Origin of the sequence: Amphibacillus cookii (assembly GCF_016908375.1) — a bacterium.
Lineage (GTDB): Bacteria > Bacillota > Bacilli > Bacillales > Amphibacillaceae > Amphibacillus_C > Amphibacillus_C cookii.
This window is the reverse complement of sequence record NZ_JAFBDS010000001.1, coordinates 547,506-568,551: the sequence shown is the minus strand read 5'-3', so window position 1 is coordinate 568,551 and position 21,046 is coordinate 547,506. Positions and strand designations below refer to the sequence as shown.

Below are 21,046 nucleotides of genomic sequence, written 5' to 3'. Positions count from 1 at the left end.
CGATCTCCTCCAAAGCTTTTTTTTACATTATAATGAACTTTGGCAATTTACGCCATCCTTTTTATAAGATGACTTCAATCAGTGGCGGTTTCGTTATCGTTAGTTGAGTGAAGCAGTAAATTAGCGTCCGTTAGCACCACCTTACTCTATTGTAGTGGATGGCTTTACGGACGCTTATCTGTGCCAGAATTAAATTATTATTCCCCTTTATTTAATAGACGTGGTGCAGACAGCTTAATTCCAATGGCTCCAATTGGCGCTGTTATTATAATAGATAAAACAGCAATTGCTAAAATAACCCCACCCGTTTCTACGCCAGCTGCCAAAGGTAATGATCCTATTGCAGCTTGAACAGTTGCTTTTGGCAGATAGGCAATCATACAAAACAAGCGTTCTTTCGTATTAAAATTAGTGCCGATCGTTGCCAACCAAACACCTAAACTACGCCCGAGCAAACCACAAATAATAATGACAATGCCCAATAGCCCTGCTTCAAGGGCAACACCAATATTCACTTCAGCTCCAACAAGCGTAAACAAAATAATTTGGGCAAACACCCACACCCCTGCTAATTTTTCAGAAAAATGATTAGCAATCGTCGGCTGGCGTTCTAATAAAATAAAGCCTAGCGTCATTACCCCAAGCAGACTAGCTACTCCAATCCATTCTCCGAATTCAAAGTATAAAATCGCTAAGGCAAGCACAAGGAGCAGTTGTTCTGTATACTTTGGTGCGAAACCACGCCACTTGAACAGACCTAGGAGTAAAAGAGCAACAAGGAGGCCACCCAAGACTCCACCACCAATACTGAGTGGTATTTTGGCTAATTCCAGTACAATATTGGTATCACCCGCGGTACCTAAACCTAGGAAGAAAGTGAACAGTGTAATTGCAAACACATCATCAATGGATGTTCCTGCTAACAAAAGGGTTGGGATTTGTTTATCATCTCCATAACCATCTTCTTTTAAGTCTAACATGCTAGGTACCACAACTGCTGGTGAAACAGCAGCTAATACAAAGCCGAGCATCCCTGCTTCTGCAAAGTTAAAACCTAAAATAAAGTACGCTGCTATCGTGACCGTTAACCCTTCAAGAAGACAAGGGATACTACTAATTCGTACAGCAACTCCCCCAACTTGCTTTAATTGATCACGTTTTAAACCGAGTCCGGCGCGTATTAAAATAACAATTAATGCAAATGCACGCCAATCTTGAGAAACGGCTAGTAGCTCTCCGTCAAGCCAGCCAAACACATAAGGACCAAACAACACCCCAACGATCAGCATACCTAGTAACCCAGGCAACCTTAATAACCCTACCAACTTCGCGGCTATGTAACCAAATAATAATAATAACGCTATGCCTTCTAACATTAAGCATCCCTCCAACTCATAGTCTAACCACTGTCATCATCCGCTATTACCCATCCTATATAGTAACGCCACACAAAAAAATAGCTACTACAAAAGACAGGCTTAATAACCCTTTTTTGTAGAAGCTATTGGCTCAATTGCGGTTTGGGAACGTCCCTGGCGAGCTTCACCGCCATTTTTAATTAATTATAGCATAACAGGTTGCTAACCACCCGTCAAATCGATCTATTCTACATCTTTGAGGAGTAGCCATTTATGTTTATGTTGATGATAAAGCATTGCCATCGTGTTAATCGCGCGTTTTATTTGTTCAGTATTACTATACGTATAACAGAGGCGAACATGATTATATTCCTGGTTTTCAAAATAGAAAGATTCACTTGAAAGGATGGCAACACCCTTTTCTAAACAGAGCGTTTGAAGATAGGTCGTGTTAATAGGATTAAGAAAGGTTAGCCAAATAAAAAAGCCTCCTTTAGGGATATAATAGCTTACTTCTGTTCCAAAACATTGATCAATCGTTTCCATCATCACTTGGCAACGTTGGCGGTATAACGTCACAATCTTATCAAGATGTTGCTGAAAATGAACCTGTTCAAAAAAATTAGCGACCACTTCTTGAACAAATACATTTGTTGTCCCATCTGGCTTTAAACTTGTCATTTGGTCAATGACTTCTTGAGCAGCAACTGCCCATCCTAAACGCACACCCGGTGCAACAATTTTAGAAAAAGTGCTTAAATAAATCGTCCTTTCTGGAGCAAAGTGATAAATCGCTGGTTGCTGAATATTCGAGAAGTTTAAATCAACATAAGCATCATCTTCTAAAATAAAAAAATTGTAACGATAAGCCAGTTCCGCTAAATGCTTGCGACGACTGATCGATAAACTAATCCCTGTCGGATTATGATAATTTGGCATAACATAGATCATTTTAGGCAATGGTTCACCACACGAGATAGCTGAAAGCAAGGCCTGTTCAATCCGGTCAACATTAATCCCCTCATCATCAACCTGAAATGTTTTCATATGCACACGAGCCGTTTGAAATATACGAACAGCACCAAAAAAAGTCGGTGCTTCTAGCCAAATGTGATCACCTTCATTGGTCAATGTTCGCACTGCTAAATCAATGGCTTGCATCGATCCATTTGTTACTAACACTTGCTGAGCCTGTACGTTTATTTTACGCAATCGTGATCGATTAACAATCCATTCTGCTAAGCGCGTTTTTCCAGTCGATCCTGTATATTGCAAGGTCTGTTCACCATCTTTAATCATCGCTTTTTCCGTTGCCTCGCGCAACAAATCTGTTGGAAATGTCTCAGGAGCTGGGAAGCCGTAAGCTAATGACAGCATATGTTCAGTTCCTTTATTAAATGCCGAGCCTACAGTGGGTATAGTAGGTGGTACACGCTTTGAATATTCAAATGATCTAGAAACTTCCATGCCAATCACATCCTCTCGTATTATCCATTTAAAAATAAGCCTCAAGCACCTATATTAAGGAGCTTGAGGCTAGACACAAAAATCTTTTTTTGGGATGAGAAAGATTACTCTCTCTTACACTATAACTTGTTTAGAAATGGTTTCAATTGCTTTGTTAAATGATCTAACGTGCTATTTATTAAGTACTTTTTTAATAAAACAGCACAGAAATGTAATAACAAGATTGTTAGCTTTTCTAACGAAAAACTTGGCTTATAAACAGAGTTCGTTGTTCTAACACGTATAGGTTTATAATCGGAACTATTATGAAAACAGAAGAAGTATTTCTTTATCTAGAGCGAATACATGAACTAGTTAGGACGCGAAAGAACTTTTGATAATCACGTCAGGTTTTTCTTTGAGAGAAGAGCGGAAAATGGTAAGATGAGGTTATTCCTTGCAGAAAACGTACGCACTTATAAAGCTTCTGTTACAAGAAACAGAGGTTACTAAACTTTCTGTTTAACCGTTTTTTTAATATGGTTAAATAACACGTGCTTTAATTCCTCTATGACCCTTGATGTGGTATGATCGTGGTAAAATACAGCTAAATGTCCATGTTGTCTGCAACGTTTTCAGGGAATCGTCCGATTATAATTAGATAACATGAACAGATCATTACATGATGATCGACATGCAATAAGAAAGCAGGTGATTCATATCCAAGAAAAGTATAAAAAAAAGTTTCATAAGTTAACCAATCGTGTCGGGGCAGCTATTATGGCAATTGAAGTGTTTTTAGCTATGTTAATTATTATTGCGGTGCTTATCAGTGGAGTCGCTCTTGTTATTTCCGTGGTTCAACAAGGTTCCCTGACGCATTTACTCGATTATGATAATTTCCAAAGTTTACTTTCCTATTTACTTATGCTTATTATAGGTCTAGAGCTTGCTTTAATGCTTATTAAGCATAAACCAAGTAATGTGATAGATGTCATGATTTATGCAATAGCCAGAAAGATGCTTATCTATTCAACGGCAACCATTGAGATGTTAGTAGGTGTCATCGCATTAGGCATTCTATTTATCATAAAGGTTTCATTAAAGAAAGCAAAAGTAGAAGAAGATCAGGATATAGCGAATAATTAGTAGAGCCGAGCATTTTTAATTAAAAGATTGAAGAACATTCATTTGATCGTTAATTACTTAAATCATTATTCGCTATTTTAATTTATCCATAATCATGTTCGAACAGTTGTGCGATTTACAACTAGGTAGATTAAATGCTTTATTTAGTTGCTGAAGTTGTGTTATGATCTATAACCATTCCCTTATAGAAAGTCTTGCGCTTACCACGACGCAATATGGCCATCTGTTCGTGATTCTGTCCCACCTTGTAGTACACCCGTTTTAGGGTCGCGCCAAATAATTTGCCCCCTTCCAAAGCTAATCGATTCTAATGCCACTTCTATTTGGTGGCCTTTGCGGGCAAGTGCTTGAGCGATATCTGTTGGAAAATGCGGTTCAACATGAATCTTTTTTTCTTCAATCCATTGCCATCGTGGAGCGTCTAGTGCAGCCTGTGGATTAAGGTTAAAATCAATCGTATTCATAATCACTTGTAGGTGTCCTTGAGGTTGCATATAGCCCCCCATCACACCAAAAGGACCGACCGCTTGATTGTCTTTCGTTAAAAATCCTGGAATGATGGTATGATAGCTCTTCTTACCACCAGCTAGCGCATTTTGATGATGCGAATCTAATGAAAAATCAGCCCCTCGATTTTGCAGTGAAATGCCCGTACCTTCCACAACAATCCCCGAGCCAAAGCCCATGTAATTACTTTGGATAAATGAAACCATGTTGCCCTCCTGATCAGCTGTAGCTAAATAAACCGTTCCCCCTTGAGGAGGTGTACCCGGTTCTGGCGTTAAAGCTTCTTCTCCAATAAGGCCCCGGCGCTCGATTGCATATGTATCGCTTAATAGCCCATCAATATGAGTCGTCATCTTATCCAGATCGGTAATGTGTTTTTTACCATCGATAAATGCAAGTTTCATTGCTTCAATTTGCTTATGATAACGCTCAACAGAAGAAGGATTGTCAAACGTATAACCTTTTAACATGTTTAAGCCAAGCAGGGCAACGATCCCTTGTCCATTGGGCGGGATCTCCCAAACTTTATAACCACGATAATTAACAGAGATCGGATCGACCCATTCCGGCTGATAACTTGCTAAATCAGCTTGGGTAATAAAACCACCATACCGACTAGCCTCTCCAGCAATTTGTTCAGCTAACTTCCCTCGATAAAAACTCTCTGCCTTTGTTTCTGCAATTTCTCTTAAGGTCTGCGCATGATCCGGTGCACGCCACATTTGACCAATTTGTGGTGGTAATCCATTTGGAGCAAAGGTGTTAAACCAATTGGCATACTCTGCGCCAGTCAGTGTGTCTTTAAAACGACGATACGCACGATTCCACATATCACCTAGTATAGGACTAATCGGATAACCCTCTTCAGCATATCGAATCGCTGGTGCTAATAAATCAGCAAACGGTAAGCGACCAAACGTTTCAGATAGCTTAGCCCAAGCTCCAGGTGCACCTGGAACAGTGACTGGTATCCAGCCATACGTTGGCATTTCATCATGCCCTTTTGCTTTAACCGCTTCTATTGAAATCGATTGAGGTGACTTACCACTTGCATTAAGACCATGTAACTTATTGTTGATCCAGACTAGCGCAAAGGCATCACTACCCATTCCATTTGAAGTGGGTTCAAGGACAGTTAATGCTGCAGCTGTTGCAATTGCAGCATCAACTGCATTTCCACCTTGCTTAAGGATATCTCGACCTATTTCAGCGGCTAAAGGTTGACTTGTTGCAACCATTCCTTTTTTTGCAAATGTCGTCATGCGTTTTGACGGGTTAGGATAATTTAAGTAATCTGTATTATTCACGTTGCTTCACTCCCCAGTATTTTCACTGCGATTTAATGAATCGATTTTAGATGAAATCGATATTATCTTGTTGTAACAACCATTTAGGTAGAACAAATCGTGCCGTTACTAGTGGATCAACGACTTGACAGATTTCTGTCTGACCGATAGCACTAAACAACATCGTTAGTGTTGCAAAGTCAAGTGCCAACTTATCTTTGAGGAGACTAACCATATCTTGAACGGATTGTTGGACGGCTTCATCTAATGTATGTGCAGATGCAATGGTGCTAATAAATTGGTCGTTTTCTAGCGCTGGATTATTTATTGGCTTTGCTTTAATAAGCTCTAAAGTTACTGTCACTTCACCAGCAATTTCAACGCCTGTTACCGATATTTCCCCATCACCCATTGCAGCATGTAAATCTCCTAATGCGAATAAGCCACCTTCGACTTGAACGGGTAAGTATAAGATTGCACCTTCAGTTATCATGGTGTTATCCATATTGCCACCGTGCGAATCTGGAGTGCCACAGGGGATCGGTTCACCTTTAGGTGCGACGCCAATTACACCAATCATCGGACGTAAGGGAAATTGAATTCGCTCATTAAAAATAACCTTATCGTCTTTAATTGGCATGATCTTTGTCATCGGTTGCTTAATTTGATCACCAAGTACACCTGAATTTGGAATAACCGCCATTACCCCTTGATCAGCGAGCTTCATCCGATCGATCGTTACTTTTAGTACATCACCAGCACAAGCGTCTTCTACATAAATGGGGCCCGTTGCCGGATTGACCTGATCCCAATTGAGTTTATCAACACGATCAGTTGGTGATGTCAGTTGATTTTTAAAACAATCGTACGTTTCTATAGTAACCGTCTCACCAGAATGTATCTTTAACACCGGTTGGTGATGTTGATCAAACGTATATATTGGGTTGTGTTTTGCTAAATATGTTGTCACTTTAGATAACCTCCTTTAATCTGCGAAATGGCAAGCCACTTAATAGTTTCTGCACATCGGTTAAAATCTCCTTCCTTGGAACAAAGTTATGGGGTTTCACAATCTTATTCAACATCGTGTCCACCGTCATTGTCATCCGCTAGTTTAAAGAACCAAAAGGATCTTGGAAAATAATTTGAATTTCTTTTCTTAAATCACGCAACTGTTTTGTGTTTAATAGAGTCGTAAACAAAAAAGAGAACATATTAACATGTCCTCTTTAAGTAGTGCTTATATTTACTTTGAACCATCAAATTTCTTTGCATAAGCGAAATAAACAATCGATTGAACTAACCAAATTAGCCCAATCACTAGTATCGGCGCGTTACCCGTATTAAAAATGGTTTTAGTAAAAAAAATAACACCAAATATTACTATTAAAGCAAATTCCATAAATTTAAACGTGTGGTAACCTGTCTTATAAATGATTAATTTTTCCGCTTCATCTAAACTTTCCAATAATTCTTTGTCATATTTAAAGGATATTGGATCACCTTTTTTCATCGGGTCTTTCTTTTGAACCATTCTTACCGCCTTAACTTCATTTAAGGAACTAGCCACGCAGAAAATTACAAAAATAAGAATAGAACCATTTATCGATTGATTACGACCATCAATCGATAAACCAAACAATGTGAAGTTAAATACATAAAACAATCGATTAAATAGCAACGAGCGATAAATCATTTGTTCGACGCGTTTATCGAAGGTATCATCTTCTAAATCAAGATCAGTGTTTATTCTATTCATCCATTTTTTCGCACGCACGCCCAAAAATAAGGCTGGTAAATAAAAGATAATGACTAAACCCACTTGCAGCCAAAAGATTTGTTCAATCAAAACATCTGTATATGGGACAATGATATACCATAAGCTCGCTAAAGCTTCAAACACAAAAACAAGTAGGAAGCCTGCTACCCCACCTAACACTAACCAAAGTAATAATTTCCCGAAATCACGCATCCCCTTCATCATTGTCCTCCTCATAATAAAATATCTCTTCTACTGAAACATCACATGCTTTAGCAATTTTCAATGCCAGTGTGACAGATGGTGAGTAGTCACCGCGTTCAATCAAGCTAATCGTTTGCCGTGAAACCCCTATTCGCTTACCCATTTCAGCTTGATTCAAACCCAGTTTGGCCCGATGTACTTTTAATGTATTTTTCAGCGGCATCGTTATCCTCCTATACCGACAATCATATTGGTCATAATGACAACTTTGTTTGTCAAATTATAGTATAAAAAATGACAAGTATACTTGTCAAATAAAATTTATTTATTACATCACGATTATATTAATGATGGGAGGGTTTCATTCAATTACACTAGCTATGTTTGCCTAATTAAGCGAACGAAACTTTATTTTTCAGTTGTTTTTAGTCTCTTTATAAAGCGAATCACTTCACGTAAAACGATCAAGAAGAAAAGACCAAATAACACTTGATTAATCGTCTCTGTTAAATCACCAATTAGTAAAAAAGCGATTAAACCGAGTAAATAAAAGCCTATCATCGTTCCATGAAAAATCCGCCAATCCATTTTGTTACCCTTCATTTGCTGCATCCTCCGCTCGTTGCTTTTTACGATGCTTCCGTTTGTAAAACCAAAAATAGCCATAATTAATTAATGCGACCACAAGGTAAAGGTAAAACAATTGCGTAATCGTTTCTCGACCTTCTCTATGTAAACCTAGACGTGGTTCAAGTAAAACATATAACGCCGTTCCCGTTAACAAAATAGCAACAACGAGATAAATATAATAAGCATTGGCCTTAAAGAGATGCCACCCTTTTTTTAATAACAACATAATTACGCCATCCTCTATATCATTTGGTAACTAACCTAACATTATAAAACGAACCTTCAATCCATGGGGATGCCTTGATTGTTAGTTGAGTAAATCAAGACATTAGCGTCCGTTATCCCCCCCCTAAATAGATTGATCTCCATCCACTCATTTAGGTGGGGGTTTTATGGCCGATTATCTATGGTAAACTTACAGTGTAGAATTACATTCATTTTATCATATTAGCGATTTGATTCAACTCAAATGCCATTATTTAACCAATTAAAAAAGCCCTGTTTTGGGCTTTTAACTATAAAACGAACTTTCAATCACGGTGGGTGTTGAGTGAATCAGAGCATGAGTGCCCCCACCTTAATAGATTTACCTCTGCTCTCTATTTTGAGCTGAGTATTTTAGAGACGGTTATCTGTAATAAAATAATTATGATGGCGGTAAAGGCGTTTGATAATGTAATATAACCCGTTGCTCACGTAATGTCTCAACAATATCTCGATAACTGAAGACATCTTGACGCTGCATCACTTGAACTTCTGAAAACACTTGACTTGTTATAAATATTTTCCCCTTAGTTTCTTTTATAATTGTTTCTGCAACTTCTCCACTTTGTTTGTCCACTTCATCAATAATTAAATCTTTCAACTCAGTAAACTGATCATGTATTTCTTCTATCGAACGGTCTAAACGTTGCACTTTTTCAAGCATCGTATCATCTTGTAAAAAACGATACTTAGCTGCGATCATATCTATATTATATGTGAGTTGGTCCATCCTAACCTCCCATTTGAAAATCAAATAATTGAGAAACGTTATACTCTTCTTCAAATAGTTCTTCTACTTTTTCACGAACATGCGTTAAATAATTTCGATATACCGTGGTTTGTGCCTTCAGTTCCTTTGTAATCAGCTCATGCTCTGGTAGAGCGGGTGTCGGCATCTCTTCTTGCACATCGATTTTTACTAACTTGCCCAAACCATAAGCATAGTTACGGTTAGCAAAATATAAGCTAAAGTCGTTTTGGAAGAGGGAAGGATTCTCTTCCATATAGTCAATTTGTCGCTGAAGTGCTTGATTTTTTAAATCAAAATCTTCATTAATCTCACCTTCGTATTGGTTACCATACTTTTGAATCGATTCTTCCATTTCCTCCAGTTTCGCTAGTCCCTTTTGATAAAGACGAACGACTGATGTAATGTTCCATTTAATCTCTTGATCTGATGAACGTGACCCACCATAATGAAGGTCACCACCACTATAGCTCACACCAGTTTCTTCAGCTAATTGGTTTAAAATCGGCTCAATCTTGTGACCAGACTCAATCAGGTCGAGTGCGTCTGCTAATTCTTCGTGTATGACGTTTAATGAATCCCAGCTTTCCATAACGTTATCATAGATATCCAGCATAAGAGCAATGGCTATACCTTCTTGATTTGGACCTAAGTTTTCCAAATGGTCAATATTGGTCTCGATCTTCTCTAAATTTAATTTAATTGATTCGATTTCAGTTCGTAGTTTTTCACTTGTTTTTTGATCAATATAGCCATTCTCTAACAACCCATCAATGATCGTATCCGCATTGTCAACGACCACATTGGCAATCGCCAGAAAGCTAGGAATTTTTTCTACAACGGTATTGATCATAGTCATTAAATCATCAAAATTATTCCAGCCGATCGCTACACTTTCTTTCCATCCTTCAGCCTCAATAAATTGATTAATCAGCTCTATATCAATCCCCGTCATGGCTTTGAGAAAACCTTCAGGGCCATTAAGCTGATAATCGTCTCGATATTGGCGAAGGAACTGTTGGATTTTACGAACATCAGCTTCATCAAATTGATCGATAATCGTTCGTAGACCCTTCACTTCTGGATGGGTATCAATCAACATCGCTTCATCAAATCCAAATAAAACAAAGTTACCAATTCCCGAAACCCCATAAAGCGGATCATCTTCAGAAATCCGGTGAATGATATTGTCGGTAACGCCTTTGTTGTCGTAATACTCGATGATCGCACGGCGGAGGTCATTGATGGGGACGGAAGAAAAATTTGCACCGAATTTATTTTCTAAATGTTCACGTAACCGTTGGTCCATCTCTATAATTTGTGTTATTCCCACTTGTGCCCCATTAACACCATAAACCGCTTCAAATATACCTTCTGTAAGCTGTACCATTAAATTATTATTAAAAGCTTTTGAATGGCCTAAGGCAAAAGTTAATAAATCTTCATTATCTGGCACTTTTGAGTTAACTTTGTTAACAAAAACCCTAGTTGCATCTAGTTGTTTTCCATCAATTCCAAGAAAAATATTGAAAAAGTTGTCTAACCAATCTTCGGTTCCGACACTGCCTTGCGAAATAATATGGACTTGGTTGATTTGGTTATCAGGATCAGACACATAAATCGCCGTGCCATCATAACCTGATTGGCGAATATCCTCTGGTAGGTCATCATTATATTTGATTAACTCGCTTGACGGATAAATTTCAATATGATCCGGCAAATATTGGCGTGTTTCTTCAAGATATATTCGGCGTACATCTGCTTCGAAATCTACCTTGGCTTGATCAAGTTTAACTTTGTCAGTCGTATCAAACGCATTCCGGTAAGTATATTCTAGTTCAATGATTCTTAATTTAACAATTTCATTTTCTAAAAGATCCTTACTCATCGCGATCAACTTCCTCTTGATGAATAAAGGTTATTGAATCAATCATTTTCTCGACCTGTTTTTGTTTCGCATTTATCTCTTTCGAACATACATCTTCATCGTCATTAAAACATAAAATAGAGAAATTATAATCAATCGCTAAAAAATCTTTTTCTTTTGATTCTATGTAACCAACATGAGCATATGCTTCTGATATATAACCTTCCTCTTGAAACGTGCGCGGTTCACTTCCAAAAAAAATAATTTCATCTGATGTTTCTCTTCTTCGAAAATCACCTTCAAATCCGGTTCTCCCCCTCACAACAACTAGCATATCATTTAAATCGGCTAAATATGATTGATCTTGTTGATATCTTATCTGCCCCACTACCTTAACGTTGATCTCTTCATTAAAATCCTCAAATGTAAAAGTTTCCACATTTCCTTGATTAGTAATCGATGAAATGTCTTGAAGATATACACCACCTGCTGGAAACAACATCTGAAAACCTTCTACTTTAGATTCCATTAAATAAAAACCTGGCTCAACTTCCTCAGTCGATACGAGAAATGCACGGGTCGCTTCGTCTTGAAATGCGGGAACGTCTGGTAAATCTTCTGGATCGATATCTTTTGGGCGGACATCTTGGTTCATTTGGCAACCTCCTAACAGCAAATAAAATAAACCGATAAAAGCAATCATTTTCTTCATCTTGACCCTCCGTATATCTATGCAAATATAGCTTTCACTTAACATTGATTCTTATATTCTATACTATCGAACACATCAGATACATAGGGATAAAGACTAAATTTGGAAGGCGACAACTAAAAACTAGGTCTTTTTTAACAGGTCAATAAATCTATAAGCCAAATAAGCAATACTTTAAACAGTGATCTAACCAATCTTCCTGACCGACACTGCCTTGTGAAATTATATGGACTTGATTGATCTGATTATCAGAATCAGATAAGTAAATCGCCGTGCCATCATAACCTGATTGGCGAATAGTTTCAGATACGTCATCATTATATTTAATTAATTCACTAGACGGATAAATCTCAATACGATCCGGTAAGTGTTCCCGTGTTTCTTCAAGATAAATCCTACGTACATCTGCTTCAAACTCCGCCTTGGCTTGATCAAGTTTAACTTTATCAGTCGTATCAAACGCATTCCGGTAAGTATATTCTAATTCAATGATTCTTAATTTAACGATTTCATTTTCTAAAAGATCTTTACTCATCGCGATCAACTTCCTCTTGATAAATAAAGGTTATTGAATCGATCATTTTCTCGATCTGTTTTTGTTTCGCATTTATCTCTTTCGAACATATTTCTTCATTGTCATTAAAACATAAAATAAAGAAATTATAATCAATTGCCAAATATTTTTTTTCATTAGATTCTATATAACCAACATACCCGTAAGCTTCTGAAATATGCCCCTCCTCTTCAAAGGTGATAGGCTCTTCTCCATAATATATTACCTTATCGGCTCTCTCTCTTTTCTCAAAATCACCTTCATAACCGTTTCTTCCCCTTATTATATCTATCATGAATTCCGGATCAGATAAATCTGAATTCTCTAAATATGATTGATTTCTATGATATTTAACTTGACCGCTTATCTTAATTTCAATTTCCTCATCAAAATCCTCAAATGTAACAGTTTCCACATTCCCTTGATTCCTAATCGATGAAATATCTTGAAGATATCGACCACCTGCTGGAAACAACATCTGATAACCTTCTAATCTAGACTCCATTAAATAAAAACCCGGCTCAACTTCTTCAGTCGATACGAGAAATTCACGGGTCGCTTCGTCTTGAAATGCGGGAACGTCTGGTAAATCTTCTGGATCGATATCTTTGGGGCGGACATCTTGATTGAACTGACCAGTTGTTAATAACATTAAACAAAAAAGACCTATAATCGTTTGTTTCATAAAATACCTCCATTGCTTTATCTATAAAATGTAAGAAGGATTGCAATACCTCTTACATTTTATAGCATGAGATAATTAAGGAAAATAGGGATAAAGGCCAAAATATCAAAGATACACTACCTGTTATTTTTAATGCTATCATTTAATCAATAAGTAGTCCTCAATATGATGTTCACAACATGTTTGATTCAATCACTGTTTATCATAGATAGCCGTCCGTAAAAAGCCCACCTCAAAATAGAGAACAGAACGCTTCTATTTGGGTGGGAGCTAACGGACGCTAACATCTTAATTCACCTAACGACCAATCCTTTAAGAAAAGAACGATAACATCCCTTAATTGAACGTTCGTTTTATTTTGCTAACATTGCACTCTTTTTTTTAGTTCAATTACGTTTTTGCCAAGATACACTGCCTTACCATCATTCCTGCTTAAAAGTGAAAGGGAGAATTTAAACGGTTTTGCAGATCACTTGTTTTAACTTGTAATAATCGGAATGATTTTTTTCACTGCTTTTCGTTTCCAATGCTTAACGGCATTCGCCGTGACATGGCTATCTTGTCCAATTTGAACTAACGTCTTACCTTGTAAAATTGCACCTTGAAACCAAGTCCATTCCTTGGCTGTTAAACGTGATTTAATTTGGTTAAGAAGAATATAATCATGCTCATAGCCGCTTTCATAATAAATAGCGTTTGATTGTGTTTCATGATAGATTTTCTGGTCTTGTCGCTGTGTTCGGTGGTGTTTTCTAAACAAGTCCAACAAGCGATAACGCATCTTGTTGTAGACATATGTTGAGAATTTCGTTTTTCCTGGTTGATAGTGTATTGAGGCTAACCATAATGTGATGGTTAATTCTTGATAAAATTCATCGTCATGGTCACACACTTGATACTTGTTCAAAAGATGAAAGATCATCGGTTCAAAATCGTTTAATAGTTTGGTAAAGTCTCGCTCCATCATGTGCTCCTAAAAGCAGGTACCTGACATGTTATTCCGCGGTGAAGCTAGTATATCGTTAACTACCCATTAATACATATGATTAAAAGGGCAAGATTGGTAGGCCATTCGCTATCAGATCTTGTCGATTTTGACTTGAATGGTGGCGAATGCTAACGAATCAATCTCCATTACTTACTTTTTCGCTAATCAAGTCGTCGTTTTATTGGATGATTCGCTAAAAGCCCAAAAAAAGAAGACACTAATAGTGCCTTCGCTTGTTAATGATCTGCTTTAATGGTTTGGTAAACGCGACGTTTCCAAGCAAGAAAATCATCGGTCAATAATAACTCAGGCGCTCGTGGTCTTTCAAATTTCGGTTCGAATACAGCTTTTATTCGCGCAGGATTTGTACTTAAAATGACAATGCGATCAGATAAATATAGGGCTTCTTCGATACTATGAGTAATAAATAAAACAGACTTCCGATAGGTTTGCCAAATCGATAATAGCCAATTTTGCATATCTAATCGGGTAAATTCATCTAGTGCTGAGAAAGGTTCATCCAAACAAAGTAAATCCTGTGGACTTAACAAGGCGCGAATAAAAGCCGCCCGTTGTTTCATTCCACCAGAAAGCGCGCTTGGATAGGCATCGGCTACTTCAGTTAAACCCGCTTTCTTCAACATTTGCTCTGCTAAGGCTAAATCAGGCTTGCCTTTTAACTCTGCCCCTAACACGATATTTTCCCTTATCGTGCGCCAAGGAAACAGGGAGGGACTTTGTGGCATATAGCTCATTTGCCCCGCTTGACCAACAATAGACTTATTGTCGATTAAGATATCTCCTTGATCTGGAAGATAGCGTCCTCCGATAAGGTGGAATAAAGTGCTTTTACCACTTCCGGACGGTCCAAGAATCGAGACAAATTCTCCTAATTTGACATCAAAGCAAAGCTGATCAAGTACTATTTTGGAACCAAATGATTTTGATAATTGTTTAATAACTAAGTTACTCATACTCTGCCGATCCTTTCTTTGTCCCTTTCACTAATAGGTGCTCGATCGCTAAAATAATTGTGAAAAAGCATAAGCATAACAACATAATAAATACGATCGCTACAAAGACACGATCTGTTCGAAATGAGGATTGTGCGAGCGTCATATATAAACCAATACCGCGATTAGCACCTAGCCATTCAGAGATTACCGCTCCCATCACACTATATGTCGCCGCAATCTTTACTCCTGAAAATATAGCTGCTAAAGCGTGGGGAAATTCTAACTTAAAGAAAATCTGTTGCTTCGATGCACCAGCCATCTGCATATAATGCATTAACTCGTGATGCGTTTGTGCTAATCCATCTAATGTTGCAATCACAATTGGGAAAAAACAAACCAAAATAATCACTAAAATTTTCGGGAAAATACCGAACCCAAACCAAATCACAAGTAGTGGAGCTAATACGATGATCGGAATGTTTTGCGACATGATTAACAACGGATAAATAGTCGCCCTAATCCGGGGAAACATGTGTAACATAAGAGCAAGCAATAAGCCAAAGCTAACCCCTATGATAAAGCCGATCACCGCCAGTTGTGTCGTTGCAAAGAAATGCTGTTGAAACGTAGGCCAACTTGTGATCATTTCTTTACTAATTAAACTTGGCGCTGGTAATAACCAAGTTGGAATAGCTAACATACGTGTGGCAAGCTCCCAAATCACAAGCAATATGATGATAAATAGGAATGGGGCTAATGATTTTTTTATTGATAAACCCATCAATTCAGCTCCTAACACTCTGATTACTCAGGTAAAAATTGATTCGTAAAAGCTTTACTAACATCTGGATTATGCTCGATTAAACCATTATCATCTAACCAATTCGCATAGTTTTGCCATACCTCTAATTGTTGGATCCCCCACTGATCAGCTTCTGCTTGATACCAGTCAGCCAACCATGCTTGGCTAGCATAAACAAGTTCCTCATCCAAATCAGGGACGGCATCAAGTAAAATACCAGCCGCTTGATCTGGATCTTGAATCGCATCTTGGTAGCCTTTAGCAACTGCTGCGACAAATTTCTCTATCATTTCCGGATCTTCATCAATTAACTTTTCATTCGCGAAAAAGACCGGTGTATAATAATCCAGTTCTTCTGCATAATCGGTTAAATATAAGATATCTAAATCAATGCCGCGCACTTCAGCTTCAATTCCGGTCCATCCGTAGTAAATCCAGGCAAAATCCACTTCGCGCTCTACTGCAGTAAAGAAATCAGCTTGTCCAATGTTGATGATCTCTACTTGATCAATATCCGCTTGATCTCTCATCATCAACGCATCCAACATCGCTTCCTCAATGGGATCACCCCATCCACCATACGTCTTTCCTTCAAAATCACTTGGTGAGGCTATCGATCGATCTACAGGGGCAGCAAAGCCAGATGTATTGTGTTGAATAATCGCTGCAACAGATACAATCGGTACATCTTGGGCACGCGCCAACGTCACCGCTTGTTGTGACCCAATACCAATATCAGCTTGCCCTGAAGCAACCACTTGGTCGGCACCCGTTTGTCCAGGGAGCAATATTTCAACATCTAATCCTTCTGCTTCAAAGTAGCCCTGTTCTTGGGCAACATAAAGCCCTGTATGGTTCGTATTCGGTGTCCAATCAAGCATCACAGACAGTTGTGCACTTGCAGCTGTCTCTTGCGCTTGCTCACAGCCAACTAAGATAAGTAAAAACATCACTAGCCAAATTTTTCTCATAAAAAAAGTCCTCCTTTTTTGGTAGGGAGGAACATAATCGTATCACGACAAAGATAAACAATTGAAAAGCGCCTAAGCAAAGCCTAGGCGCATAAATTATCACATCATAATCGTGTTAACCTATGTTCCCTACGCTGGTCTCAACCAGATCAGGTTCAAAGGGTCAGTATCTTCTATGGATACTATCTCAACCGGCAACACCAGTCCCCCTACATCTTTTTAATTTAATTGTCATATCTATTGTGACTGAAAAAAGAAAAGGATTCAACCCTTTTTTTGAAAACTAAACGGTTTTCATTAGTTTCTGATAGAAAAAGAGTAGCCAAAGTCCACCTGTTAAACCGCCACCAATAAAGAGGAGCAACTTATTTTCAATTAAAAATAAATTTGCAGTCATCCCACTGGTCATCTGATAAATCAACGCGGAGACCCATGTGAATGGTAAGATGTAGGCAAAAATTGTCCATACCGATTCAATCATATAACAAATGATCGGTCCAGCCATGAAAATGGAAATAAGTTTTGCATAGGCCATACCCTCCACTTTATTTTTAGCTAGTACAGCTAAATACATTGTAATTAAGCTGCCGATTAACGAACTTAACATCAGCGCTAAAGCTAATCCCAGCCCATTCACATCATTTGAATGAAAGAAAAACATCGCTTGAAAAAGGGTGACGACAAAGGTTAGTAAGGCCGGAATCGTAATCCGATAAATAAGGTACCCCCATTTTTTAAAAGGGGTGATGGCAAAATAATCTAAGATGCCATCGTCTTTTTCATCAAGTAATAGCAAACCTATTACCATTCCCATCATTAATGGGGTCAGCACGACTACCATCGTTTTAATAAAGTGAAGATGATCAAGTATCGAAAATGTTAAAAATTCATGTAATTGTAAGTCTAACCAAGGCAAACCAAACCTAACTAGTAAATCCATAAAGACCGGAATCAGCAAAACGAGCCCAAGCATAGGATCACGATAAACATTTTTAAGATCTGCTTTTACAAATTCACCCCATTGTTTTTTCATAAAGATAGCTCCTTCCCATCACCTTGGTTCGGTAACATATGACGTTTGAAACGCTGAGAAGTTAAGAAAAAAGCAACCATATTCCAAACAAGTAGCAAACTCGTATGAATCAAGAAGGATTGATTCAAATATGGCCATCCTCCCTGTAAAGCACCTTGCAATAAAAATACCGCTGAATATGTAGGGAACACATGCATGAATGATAGGTCCCATATTTGAAAGTAACTGAACAATGGTAAATATAAACCAATCATTAATAGAATCGCTTGAAACAAAAAATGATTTAGCGTTTGAGCGGTTACCGCTAAGAATAAACCACATAATGTAAAAAAGCAGCTTGTTAATAACAACACACTTACTAATTGCAAATAAGAAGTGGTGGAACCGGTCACTACCATAACAATGATGACACTTGTTAATAGACTAATGAGAAAAAGTGAAAGTAATTTTGAAAAAAGGAACACGTTGATTCGAATGGGTGTAATAAAGATATAGGTTAATAAATGCTGGTTGCGTTCAAGCAATAGGATTGCGCCAACAAAAAAGAAACCCAAAGCTGCTGGATCAGTAAAGACAACCAGTAACGTAAGTGGCACTCTAAATGGATAGGGAAGTAATAATAAAAGGCCAATATATACGAGTGTCACAACAAGGTAGGCATAGTAAAAACCGTGCCTAAATTGAAATTTTATATCTTGGATAAGCAATTTATGAATCATTCCAATCCCCTCCCTGTCACCTCAATAAATAACTGCTCAAGACTTTGTTGTTCTGTTTCTATTGCAGTAATCGTATTCAAACTAAGAATCGCTAAAAAATCGTGATTATCTCCTAGGTTATTAAGTGGGAATGTTTTTGTTTTTTGTGTTCGATCTTGCCGATAAGTGATACGGATAGATTTATCATTTGTCTGATCAAGATCTACTTTCGGTTTAACAACCTCTTTTATTTCACCATCTACAATAAAAGCGACTCGATCACATAAATATTCAGCAACTTGCATGTTATGCGTATTGATGATCAGTGTTTTTCCTTCTGCTTGCTTTTGTTTAATCAAAGTCATGACATCTTTAGTATTAACAGGATCTAAGCCAGCAGTTGGCTCATCTAAAAAAATAAGATCCGGATCATGTAAAAAAGCCCGGCAAATATTTAGGCGCATTTTCATCCCCTTTGAGAGATTGCTAACACGTTGATCCTTAGCTTCAATGAGGTTGACCGCCTCGAGCAAGGTTATTATGTCAATCGTATGGTTTTGGTAAAAGGAACGAAAAAACGTCAAGTTCTCAATGACCGTAAACTTTTGATAAAAGTTGGGCACTTCAAATGATACGCCAAGTTGCTGATAGAAATCTGATGTTAACCGATTCGCATGCTGCCCCATCACCTCAACAGTACCACTATAACCCGGCAACACACCCAATAGAACCTTTTGCAGCGTGCTTTTACCAGCTCCCGAAGGACCTAAAATACCAAATATTTCTCCTTTGTTAACGGAAAAATTAAGATTTGTCAATGAAGGTTTGCTCGCCTTTGGATAAGTAAAGCTCAAATCACAAACATGTATCATTCCTTTTCAATCCCTTCGTTATTTATAAAACGACACTTCACAGCAGGGTGACGTTTCGTCCTTTCCCAATTAGTGCCCGTCTAAATAGATTCTCTAGTATCTATTTTATCGCGGGCGGTTTACGAACGGTTATCTGTGGTAAACAATCGACTTGCTAAACCTTCAATTAATAAATTTAATACCTCATCAAAAACAGCTTCGCCTATTTCTCGCTTATGCGCTAACAGAATAACAATTGAACGCATCGCTGCTGCAATGACGTTCGTCGTTAGTTGTCTATCAATAAGATTGTCATTTTTCCATTGTTCAAATACACGTGCAAAAAACATAGAATCTTTTTGAAAGTGTTCGGTTAAAACTTCACTTGGCAAACGACTTACTAGCGCTTGGAATTGATCTGTAAGCAGAATCTGTTTGACTAGTGGATATCCTTCGATTAAATCAATACCCGTTTTCAGGAGGGTACAGAAAGCCTGTTGATTTATAACGGGGGTACGAGCAAATTCATCTGCTAGTTTGTCATGAATCGCTTGTTCATCTTCCTCTAATAAACTGAAATATAAATGCTCTTTTGAACTGAAAAATTTATAAAATGAGCCTTGGGCGATGCCTGTTTGATCAGTCAAATCTTTTATGCTTGTCTTGTTTATCCCCACTGTTTCAAACAAATGACGACCCGTCTTTTTTAACGCCTGATCAATACGCTCACGTTCTTGCTCTGAAAAGCCTCTAGGTGACATGGTTAAATCCTCATTCCATTTATATGAATACATTATCATTTTATTCATATGTTCATAGATAGTCAATAGTTATATTTAGTGCGTACTGAAAAACGCTCTAATTAATCGTTCTTTTCTCAACCGAGGGTGTTTTATCTTTTAAAGATATTGATATAATATATGAAAAAGACTCCTTAACACCTAAACCTTTATAACAAACCAAGAAAATCATCAAAAAAGATGCGGCGGTGCTTTAACAATCAACGACTCAGTAAAATTAATATTAGGTTCATCTTCTCCACGACGCCAAGACATATTAAAAATTGTTCAATTACCATTTGAGCTCCGTATTCCAGACGTTGACGAATCGCAAGTTCAATTACAAGATCCCATTGAAAAAGTAGCGACACTTGCTAAATTGAAAAACGACGATCTACAAATTTTAGATAAACAAGAAGTTATTTTAACTGCCGATACAGTGGTTTCGTTCAATCATAGGATATTTGAAAAACCAAACAGTAAGACGGAAGCATTCACGATGTTAAAGGCTTTAAGTGGAACCGTACACACGGTTTACACAGGGGTCATGTTACGATCAATGCAGTTTGAAAGTGGCTTTGTAGAAAAAACAGTTGTTGAGTTCTGGCCACTTAACGACCAAGAAATTAATAGCTATCTTGAATCCAATGATGCGTATGATAAAGCAGGGGGCTATGGCATCCAAAGTCTTGGTGCTCAATTTGTTAGGAAAATTGATGGTGATTACTACAATGTGATGGGCTTACCTATATCACATATTTTACAAAAACTAAAAGCCTTCTAGTCCCTTTCCAACATTG

At 37.8% G+C, this 21,046-nt stretch carries 23 protein-coding genes and 2 riboswitches; of the genes, 2 read left to right on the top strand and 21 right to left on the bottom strand.

Annotated elements, in window-relative coordinates; all coding sequences use genetic code 11:
• Window positions 1-197: 197 nt before the first annotated feature.
• Window positions 198-1,376 (bottom strand): cation:proton antiporter domain-containing protein, encoded by a 1,179-nt coding sequence (locus JOE23_RS02495; RefSeq protein ID WP_204435705.1) that lies wholly within the window; start codon window positions 1,374-1,376, stop codon window positions 198-200.
• Window positions 1,377-1,488: 112 nt separating this feature from the next.
• A riboswitch (Fluoride riboswitch) is annotated at window positions 1,489-1,559 on the bottom strand.
• A 42-nt stretch (window positions 1,560-1,601) separates the two neighbouring features.
• Entirely contained in the window at window positions 1,602-2,825 is a 1,224-nt protein-coding gene (locus tag JOE23_RS02490) for an aminotransferase-like domain-containing protein (RefSeq protein WP_204435704.1), read from the bottom strand.
• 645 nt (window positions 2,826-3,470) lie between these two features.
• Here JOE23_RS02490 and JOE23_RS02485 point away from each other — a divergent pair.
• The gene (locus JOE23_RS02485) at window positions 3,471-3,953 is read left to right on the top strand and encodes a phosphate-starvation-inducible PsiE family protein (protein WP_239585205.1); all 483 of its coding nucleotides are present in this window, start codon (window positions 3,471-3,473) and stop codon (window positions 3,951-3,953) included.
• A 200-nt stretch (window positions 3,954-4,153) separates the two neighbouring features.
• Here the strand turns inward: JOE23_RS02485 and JOE23_RS02480 are convergent, their stop codons facing one another.
• The 19 genes from JOE23_RS02480 to JOE23_RS02390 all read right to left on the bottom strand — a co-directional run bounded on the left by JOE23_RS02480 (window position 4,154) and on the right by JOE23_RS02390 (window position 20,228).
• Window positions 4,154-5,722, bottom strand: a complete 1,569-nt coding sequence (locus JOE23_RS02480) for a gamma-glutamyltransferase family protein (RefSeq protein ID WP_204435828.1) — start codon at window positions 5,720-5,722, stop codon at window positions 4,154-4,156.
• A gap of 91 nt (window positions 5,723-5,813) precedes the next feature.
• The gene (locus tag JOE23_RS02475; protein WP_204435703.1) at window positions 5,814-6,716 is read right to left on the bottom strand and encodes an acetamidase/formamidase family protein; all 903 of its coding nucleotides are present in this window, start codon (window positions 6,714-6,716) and stop codon (window positions 5,814-5,816) included.
• A gap of 276 nt (window positions 6,717-6,992) precedes the next feature.
• Window positions 6,993-7,727: a DUF3169 family protein gene (locus JOE23_RS02470; RefSeq protein WP_204435702.1), complete on the bottom strand. Its 735-nt coding sequence runs from the start codon at window positions 7,725-7,727 to the stop codon at window positions 6,993-6,995.
• Entirely contained in the window at window positions 7,711-7,932 is a 222-nt protein-coding gene (locus tag JOE23_RS02465; RefSeq protein WP_204435701.1) for a helix-turn-helix transcriptional regulator, read from the bottom strand. The genes JOE23_RS02470 and JOE23_RS02465 overlap by 17 nt, the downstream gene beginning before the upstream one ends.
• A gap of 185 nt (window positions 7,933-8,117) precedes the next feature.
• Entirely contained in the window at window positions 8,118-8,312 is a 195-nt protein-coding gene (locus JOE23_RS02460; RefSeq protein ID WP_204435700.1) for a hypothetical protein, read from the bottom strand.
• Window positions 8,302-8,565: a hypothetical protein gene (locus JOE23_RS02455; RefSeq protein WP_204435699.1), complete on the bottom strand. Its 264-nt coding sequence runs from the start codon at window positions 8,563-8,565 to the stop codon at window positions 8,302-8,304. Before JOE23_RS02455 ends, JOE23_RS02460 begins: the two co-directional genes overlap by 11 nt.
• 420 nt (window positions 8,566-8,985) lie before the next feature.
• Window positions 8,986-9,333, bottom strand: coding sequence for a hypothetical protein (locus tag JOE23_RS02450; protein WP_204435698.1), 348 nt, complete (start codon window positions 9,331-9,333; stop codon window positions 8,986-8,988).
• A 1-nt stretch (window position 9,334) separates the two neighbouring features.
• Window positions 9,335-11,239, bottom strand: coding sequence for a DUF6792 domain-containing protein (locus tag JOE23_RS02445; protein WP_204435697.1), 1,905 nt, complete (start codon window positions 11,237-11,239; stop codon window positions 9,335-9,337).
• Window positions 11,232-11,930: a hypothetical protein gene (locus JOE23_RS02440; protein ID WP_204435696.1), complete on the bottom strand. Its 699-nt coding sequence runs from the start codon at window positions 11,928-11,930 to the stop codon at window positions 11,232-11,234. Before JOE23_RS02440 ends, JOE23_RS02445 begins: the two co-directional genes overlap by 8 nt.
• Before the next feature lie 151 nt (window positions 11,931-12,081).
• Window positions 12,082-12,465 carry a DUF6792 domain-containing protein gene (locus JOE23_RS02435; RefSeq protein ID WP_204435695.1) on the bottom strand — a complete coding sequence of 128 codons (384 nt, stop codon included), beginning with the start codon at window positions 12,463-12,465 and terminating at the stop codon, window positions 12,082-12,084.
• A complete protein-coding gene (locus JOE23_RS02430) occupies window positions 12,458-13,168 on the bottom strand; it encodes a hypothetical protein (RefSeq protein ID WP_204435694.1) in 711 nt (236 codons plus the stop codon). The genes JOE23_RS02435 and JOE23_RS02430 overlap by 8 nt, the downstream gene beginning before the upstream one ends.
• 478 nt (window positions 13,169-13,646) lie before the next feature.
• Window positions 13,647-14,132, bottom strand: a complete 486-nt coding sequence (locus tag JOE23_RS02425; RefSeq protein ID WP_204435693.1) for a sigma-70 family RNA polymerase sigma factor — start codon at window positions 14,130-14,132, stop codon at window positions 13,647-13,649.
• Window positions 14,133-14,392: 260 nt separating this feature from the next.
• Window positions 14,393-15,130, bottom strand: coding sequence for an ABC transporter ATP-binding protein (locus JOE23_RS02420; RefSeq protein ID WP_204435692.1), 738 nt, complete (start codon window positions 15,128-15,130; stop codon window positions 14,393-14,395).
• Window positions 15,123-15,893 carry an ABC transporter permease gene (locus JOE23_RS02415; RefSeq protein ID WP_204435691.1) on the bottom strand — a complete coding sequence of 257 codons (771 nt, stop codon included), beginning with the start codon at window positions 15,891-15,893 and terminating at the stop codon, window positions 15,123-15,125. The genes JOE23_RS02420 and JOE23_RS02415 overlap by 8 nt, the downstream gene beginning before the upstream one ends.
• A gap of 23 nt (window positions 15,894-15,916) precedes the next feature.
• The gene (locus JOE23_RS02410; RefSeq protein WP_204435690.1) at window positions 15,917-16,885 is read right to left on the bottom strand and encodes an ABC transporter substrate-binding protein; all 969 of its coding nucleotides are present in this window, start codon (window positions 16,883-16,885) and stop codon (window positions 15,917-15,919) included.
• 109 nt (window positions 16,886-16,994) lie between these two features.
• A riboswitch (TPP riboswitch) is annotated at window positions 16,995-17,106 on the bottom strand.
• A 62-nt stretch (window positions 17,107-17,168) separates the two neighbouring features.
• Entirely contained in the window at window positions 17,169-17,918 is a 750-nt protein-coding gene (locus JOE23_RS02405) for a hypothetical protein (RefSeq protein WP_204435689.1), read from the bottom strand.
• A complete protein-coding gene (locus tag JOE23_RS02400) occupies window positions 17,915-18,637 on the bottom strand; it encodes a fluoroquinolone export ABC transporter permease subunit (protein WP_204435688.1) in 723 nt (240 codons plus the stop codon). Before JOE23_RS02400 ends, JOE23_RS02405 begins: the two co-directional genes overlap by 4 nt.
• On the bottom strand, window positions 18,634-19,488 hold the full coding sequence (locus JOE23_RS02395; RefSeq protein ID WP_204435687.1) for an ABC transporter ATP-binding protein: 855 nt from the start codon (window positions 19,486-19,488) through the stop codon (window positions 18,634-18,636). The genes JOE23_RS02400 and JOE23_RS02395 overlap by 4 nt, the downstream gene beginning before the upstream one ends.
• A 119-nt stretch (window positions 19,489-19,607) precedes the next feature.
• Complete coding sequence (locus JOE23_RS02390) at window positions 19,608-20,228, bottom strand: TetR/AcrR family transcriptional regulator (protein ID WP_204435686.1); 621 nt, start codon at window positions 20,226-20,228, stop codon at window positions 19,608-19,610.
• A gap of 190 nt (window positions 20,229-20,418) precedes the next feature.
• Here JOE23_RS02390 and JOE23_RS02385 point away from each other — a divergent pair, with 190 nt between their 5' ends.
• A complete protein-coding gene (locus JOE23_RS02385; protein ID WP_338021883.1) occupies window positions 20,419-21,030 on the top strand; it encodes a Maf family protein in 612 nt (203 codons plus the stop codon).
• Window positions 21,031-21,046: the final 16 nt, after the last annotated feature.

Excerpts from the sequence above, each read along its gene's own strand:
- JOE23_RS02430 (WP_204435694.1), bottom strand. The coding sequence starts at position 13,168 with ATGAAACAAACGATTATAGGTCTTTTTTGTTTAATGTTATTAACAACT.
- JOE23_RS02390 (WP_204435686.1), bottom strand. The coding sequence starts at position 20,228 with ATGTCACCTAGAGGCTTTTCAGAGCAAGAACGTGAGCGTATTGATCAG.
- JOE23_RS02495 (WP_204435705.1), bottom strand. The coding sequence starts at position 1,376 with ATGTTAGAAGGCATAGCGTTATTATTATTATTTGGTTACATAGCCGCG.
- JOE23_RS02425 (WP_204435693.1), bottom strand. The coding sequence starts at position 14,132 with ATGGAGCGAGACTTTACCAAACTATTAAACGATTTTGAACCGATGATC.
- JOE23_RS02485 (WP_239585205.1), top strand. The coding sequence starts at position 3,471 with ATGAACAGATCATTACATGATGATCGACATGCAATAAGAAAGCAGGTG.
- JOE23_RS02420 (WP_204435692.1), bottom strand. The coding sequence starts at position 15,130 with ATGAGTAACTTAGTTATTAAACAATTATCAAAATCATTTGGTTCCAAA.
- JOE23_RS02450 (WP_204435698.1), bottom strand. The coding sequence starts at position 9,333 with ATGGACCAACTCACATATAATATAGATATGATCGCAGCTAAGTATCGT.
- JOE23_RS02405 (WP_204435689.1), bottom strand. The coding sequence starts at position 17,918 with ATGAAAAAACAATGGGGTGAATTTGTAAAAGCAGATCTTAAAAATGTT.
- JOE23_RS02440 (WP_204435696.1), bottom strand. The coding sequence starts at position 11,930 with ATGAAGAAAATGATTGCTTTTATCGGTTTATTTTATTTGCTGTTAGGA.
- JOE23_RS02465 (WP_204435701.1), bottom strand. The coding sequence starts at position 7,932 with ATGCCGCTGAAAAATACATTAAAAGTACATCGGGCCAAACTGGGTTTG.
- JOE23_RS02480 (WP_204435828.1), bottom strand. The coding sequence starts at position 5,722 with ATGACGACATTTGCAAAAAAAGGAATGGTTGCAACAAGTCAACCTTTA.
- JOE23_RS02445 (WP_204435697.1), bottom strand. The coding sequence starts at position 11,239 with ATGAGTAAGGATCTTTTAGAAAATGAAATTGTTAAATTAAGAATCATT.
- JOE23_RS02415 (WP_204435691.1), bottom strand. The coding sequence starts at position 15,893 with ATGGGTTTATCAATAAAAAAATCATTAGCCCCATTCCTATTTATCATC.
- JOE23_RS02395 (WP_204435687.1), bottom strand. The coding sequence starts at position 19,488 with ATGATACATGTTTGTGATTTGAGCTTTACTTATCCAAAGGCGAGCAAA.
- JOE23_RS02490 (WP_204435704.1), bottom strand. The coding sequence starts at position 2,825 with ATGGAAGTTTCTAGATCATTTGAATATTCAAAGCGTGTACCACCTACT.
- JOE23_RS02470 (WP_204435702.1), bottom strand. The coding sequence starts at position 7,727 with ATGAAGGGGATGCGTGATTTCGGGAAATTATTACTTTGGTTAGTGTTA.
- JOE23_RS02460 (WP_204435700.1), bottom strand. The coding sequence starts at position 8,312 with ATGAAGGGTAACAAAATGGATTGGCGGATTTTTCATGGAACGATGATA.
- JOE23_RS02455 (WP_204435699.1), bottom strand. The coding sequence starts at position 8,565 with ATGTTGTTATTAAAAAAAGGGTGGCATCTCTTTAAGGCCAATGCTTAT.
- JOE23_RS02400 (WP_204435688.1), bottom strand. The coding sequence starts at position 18,637 with ATGATTCATAAATTGCTTATCCAAGATATAAAATTTCAATTTAGGCAC.
- JOE23_RS02435 (WP_204435695.1), bottom strand. The coding sequence starts at position 12,465 with ATGAGTAAAGATCTTTTAGAAAATGAAATCGTTAAATTAAGAATCATT.
- JOE23_RS02410 (WP_204435690.1), bottom strand. The coding sequence starts at position 16,885 with ATGAGAAAAATTTGGCTAGTGATGTTTTTACTTATCTTAGTTGGCTGT.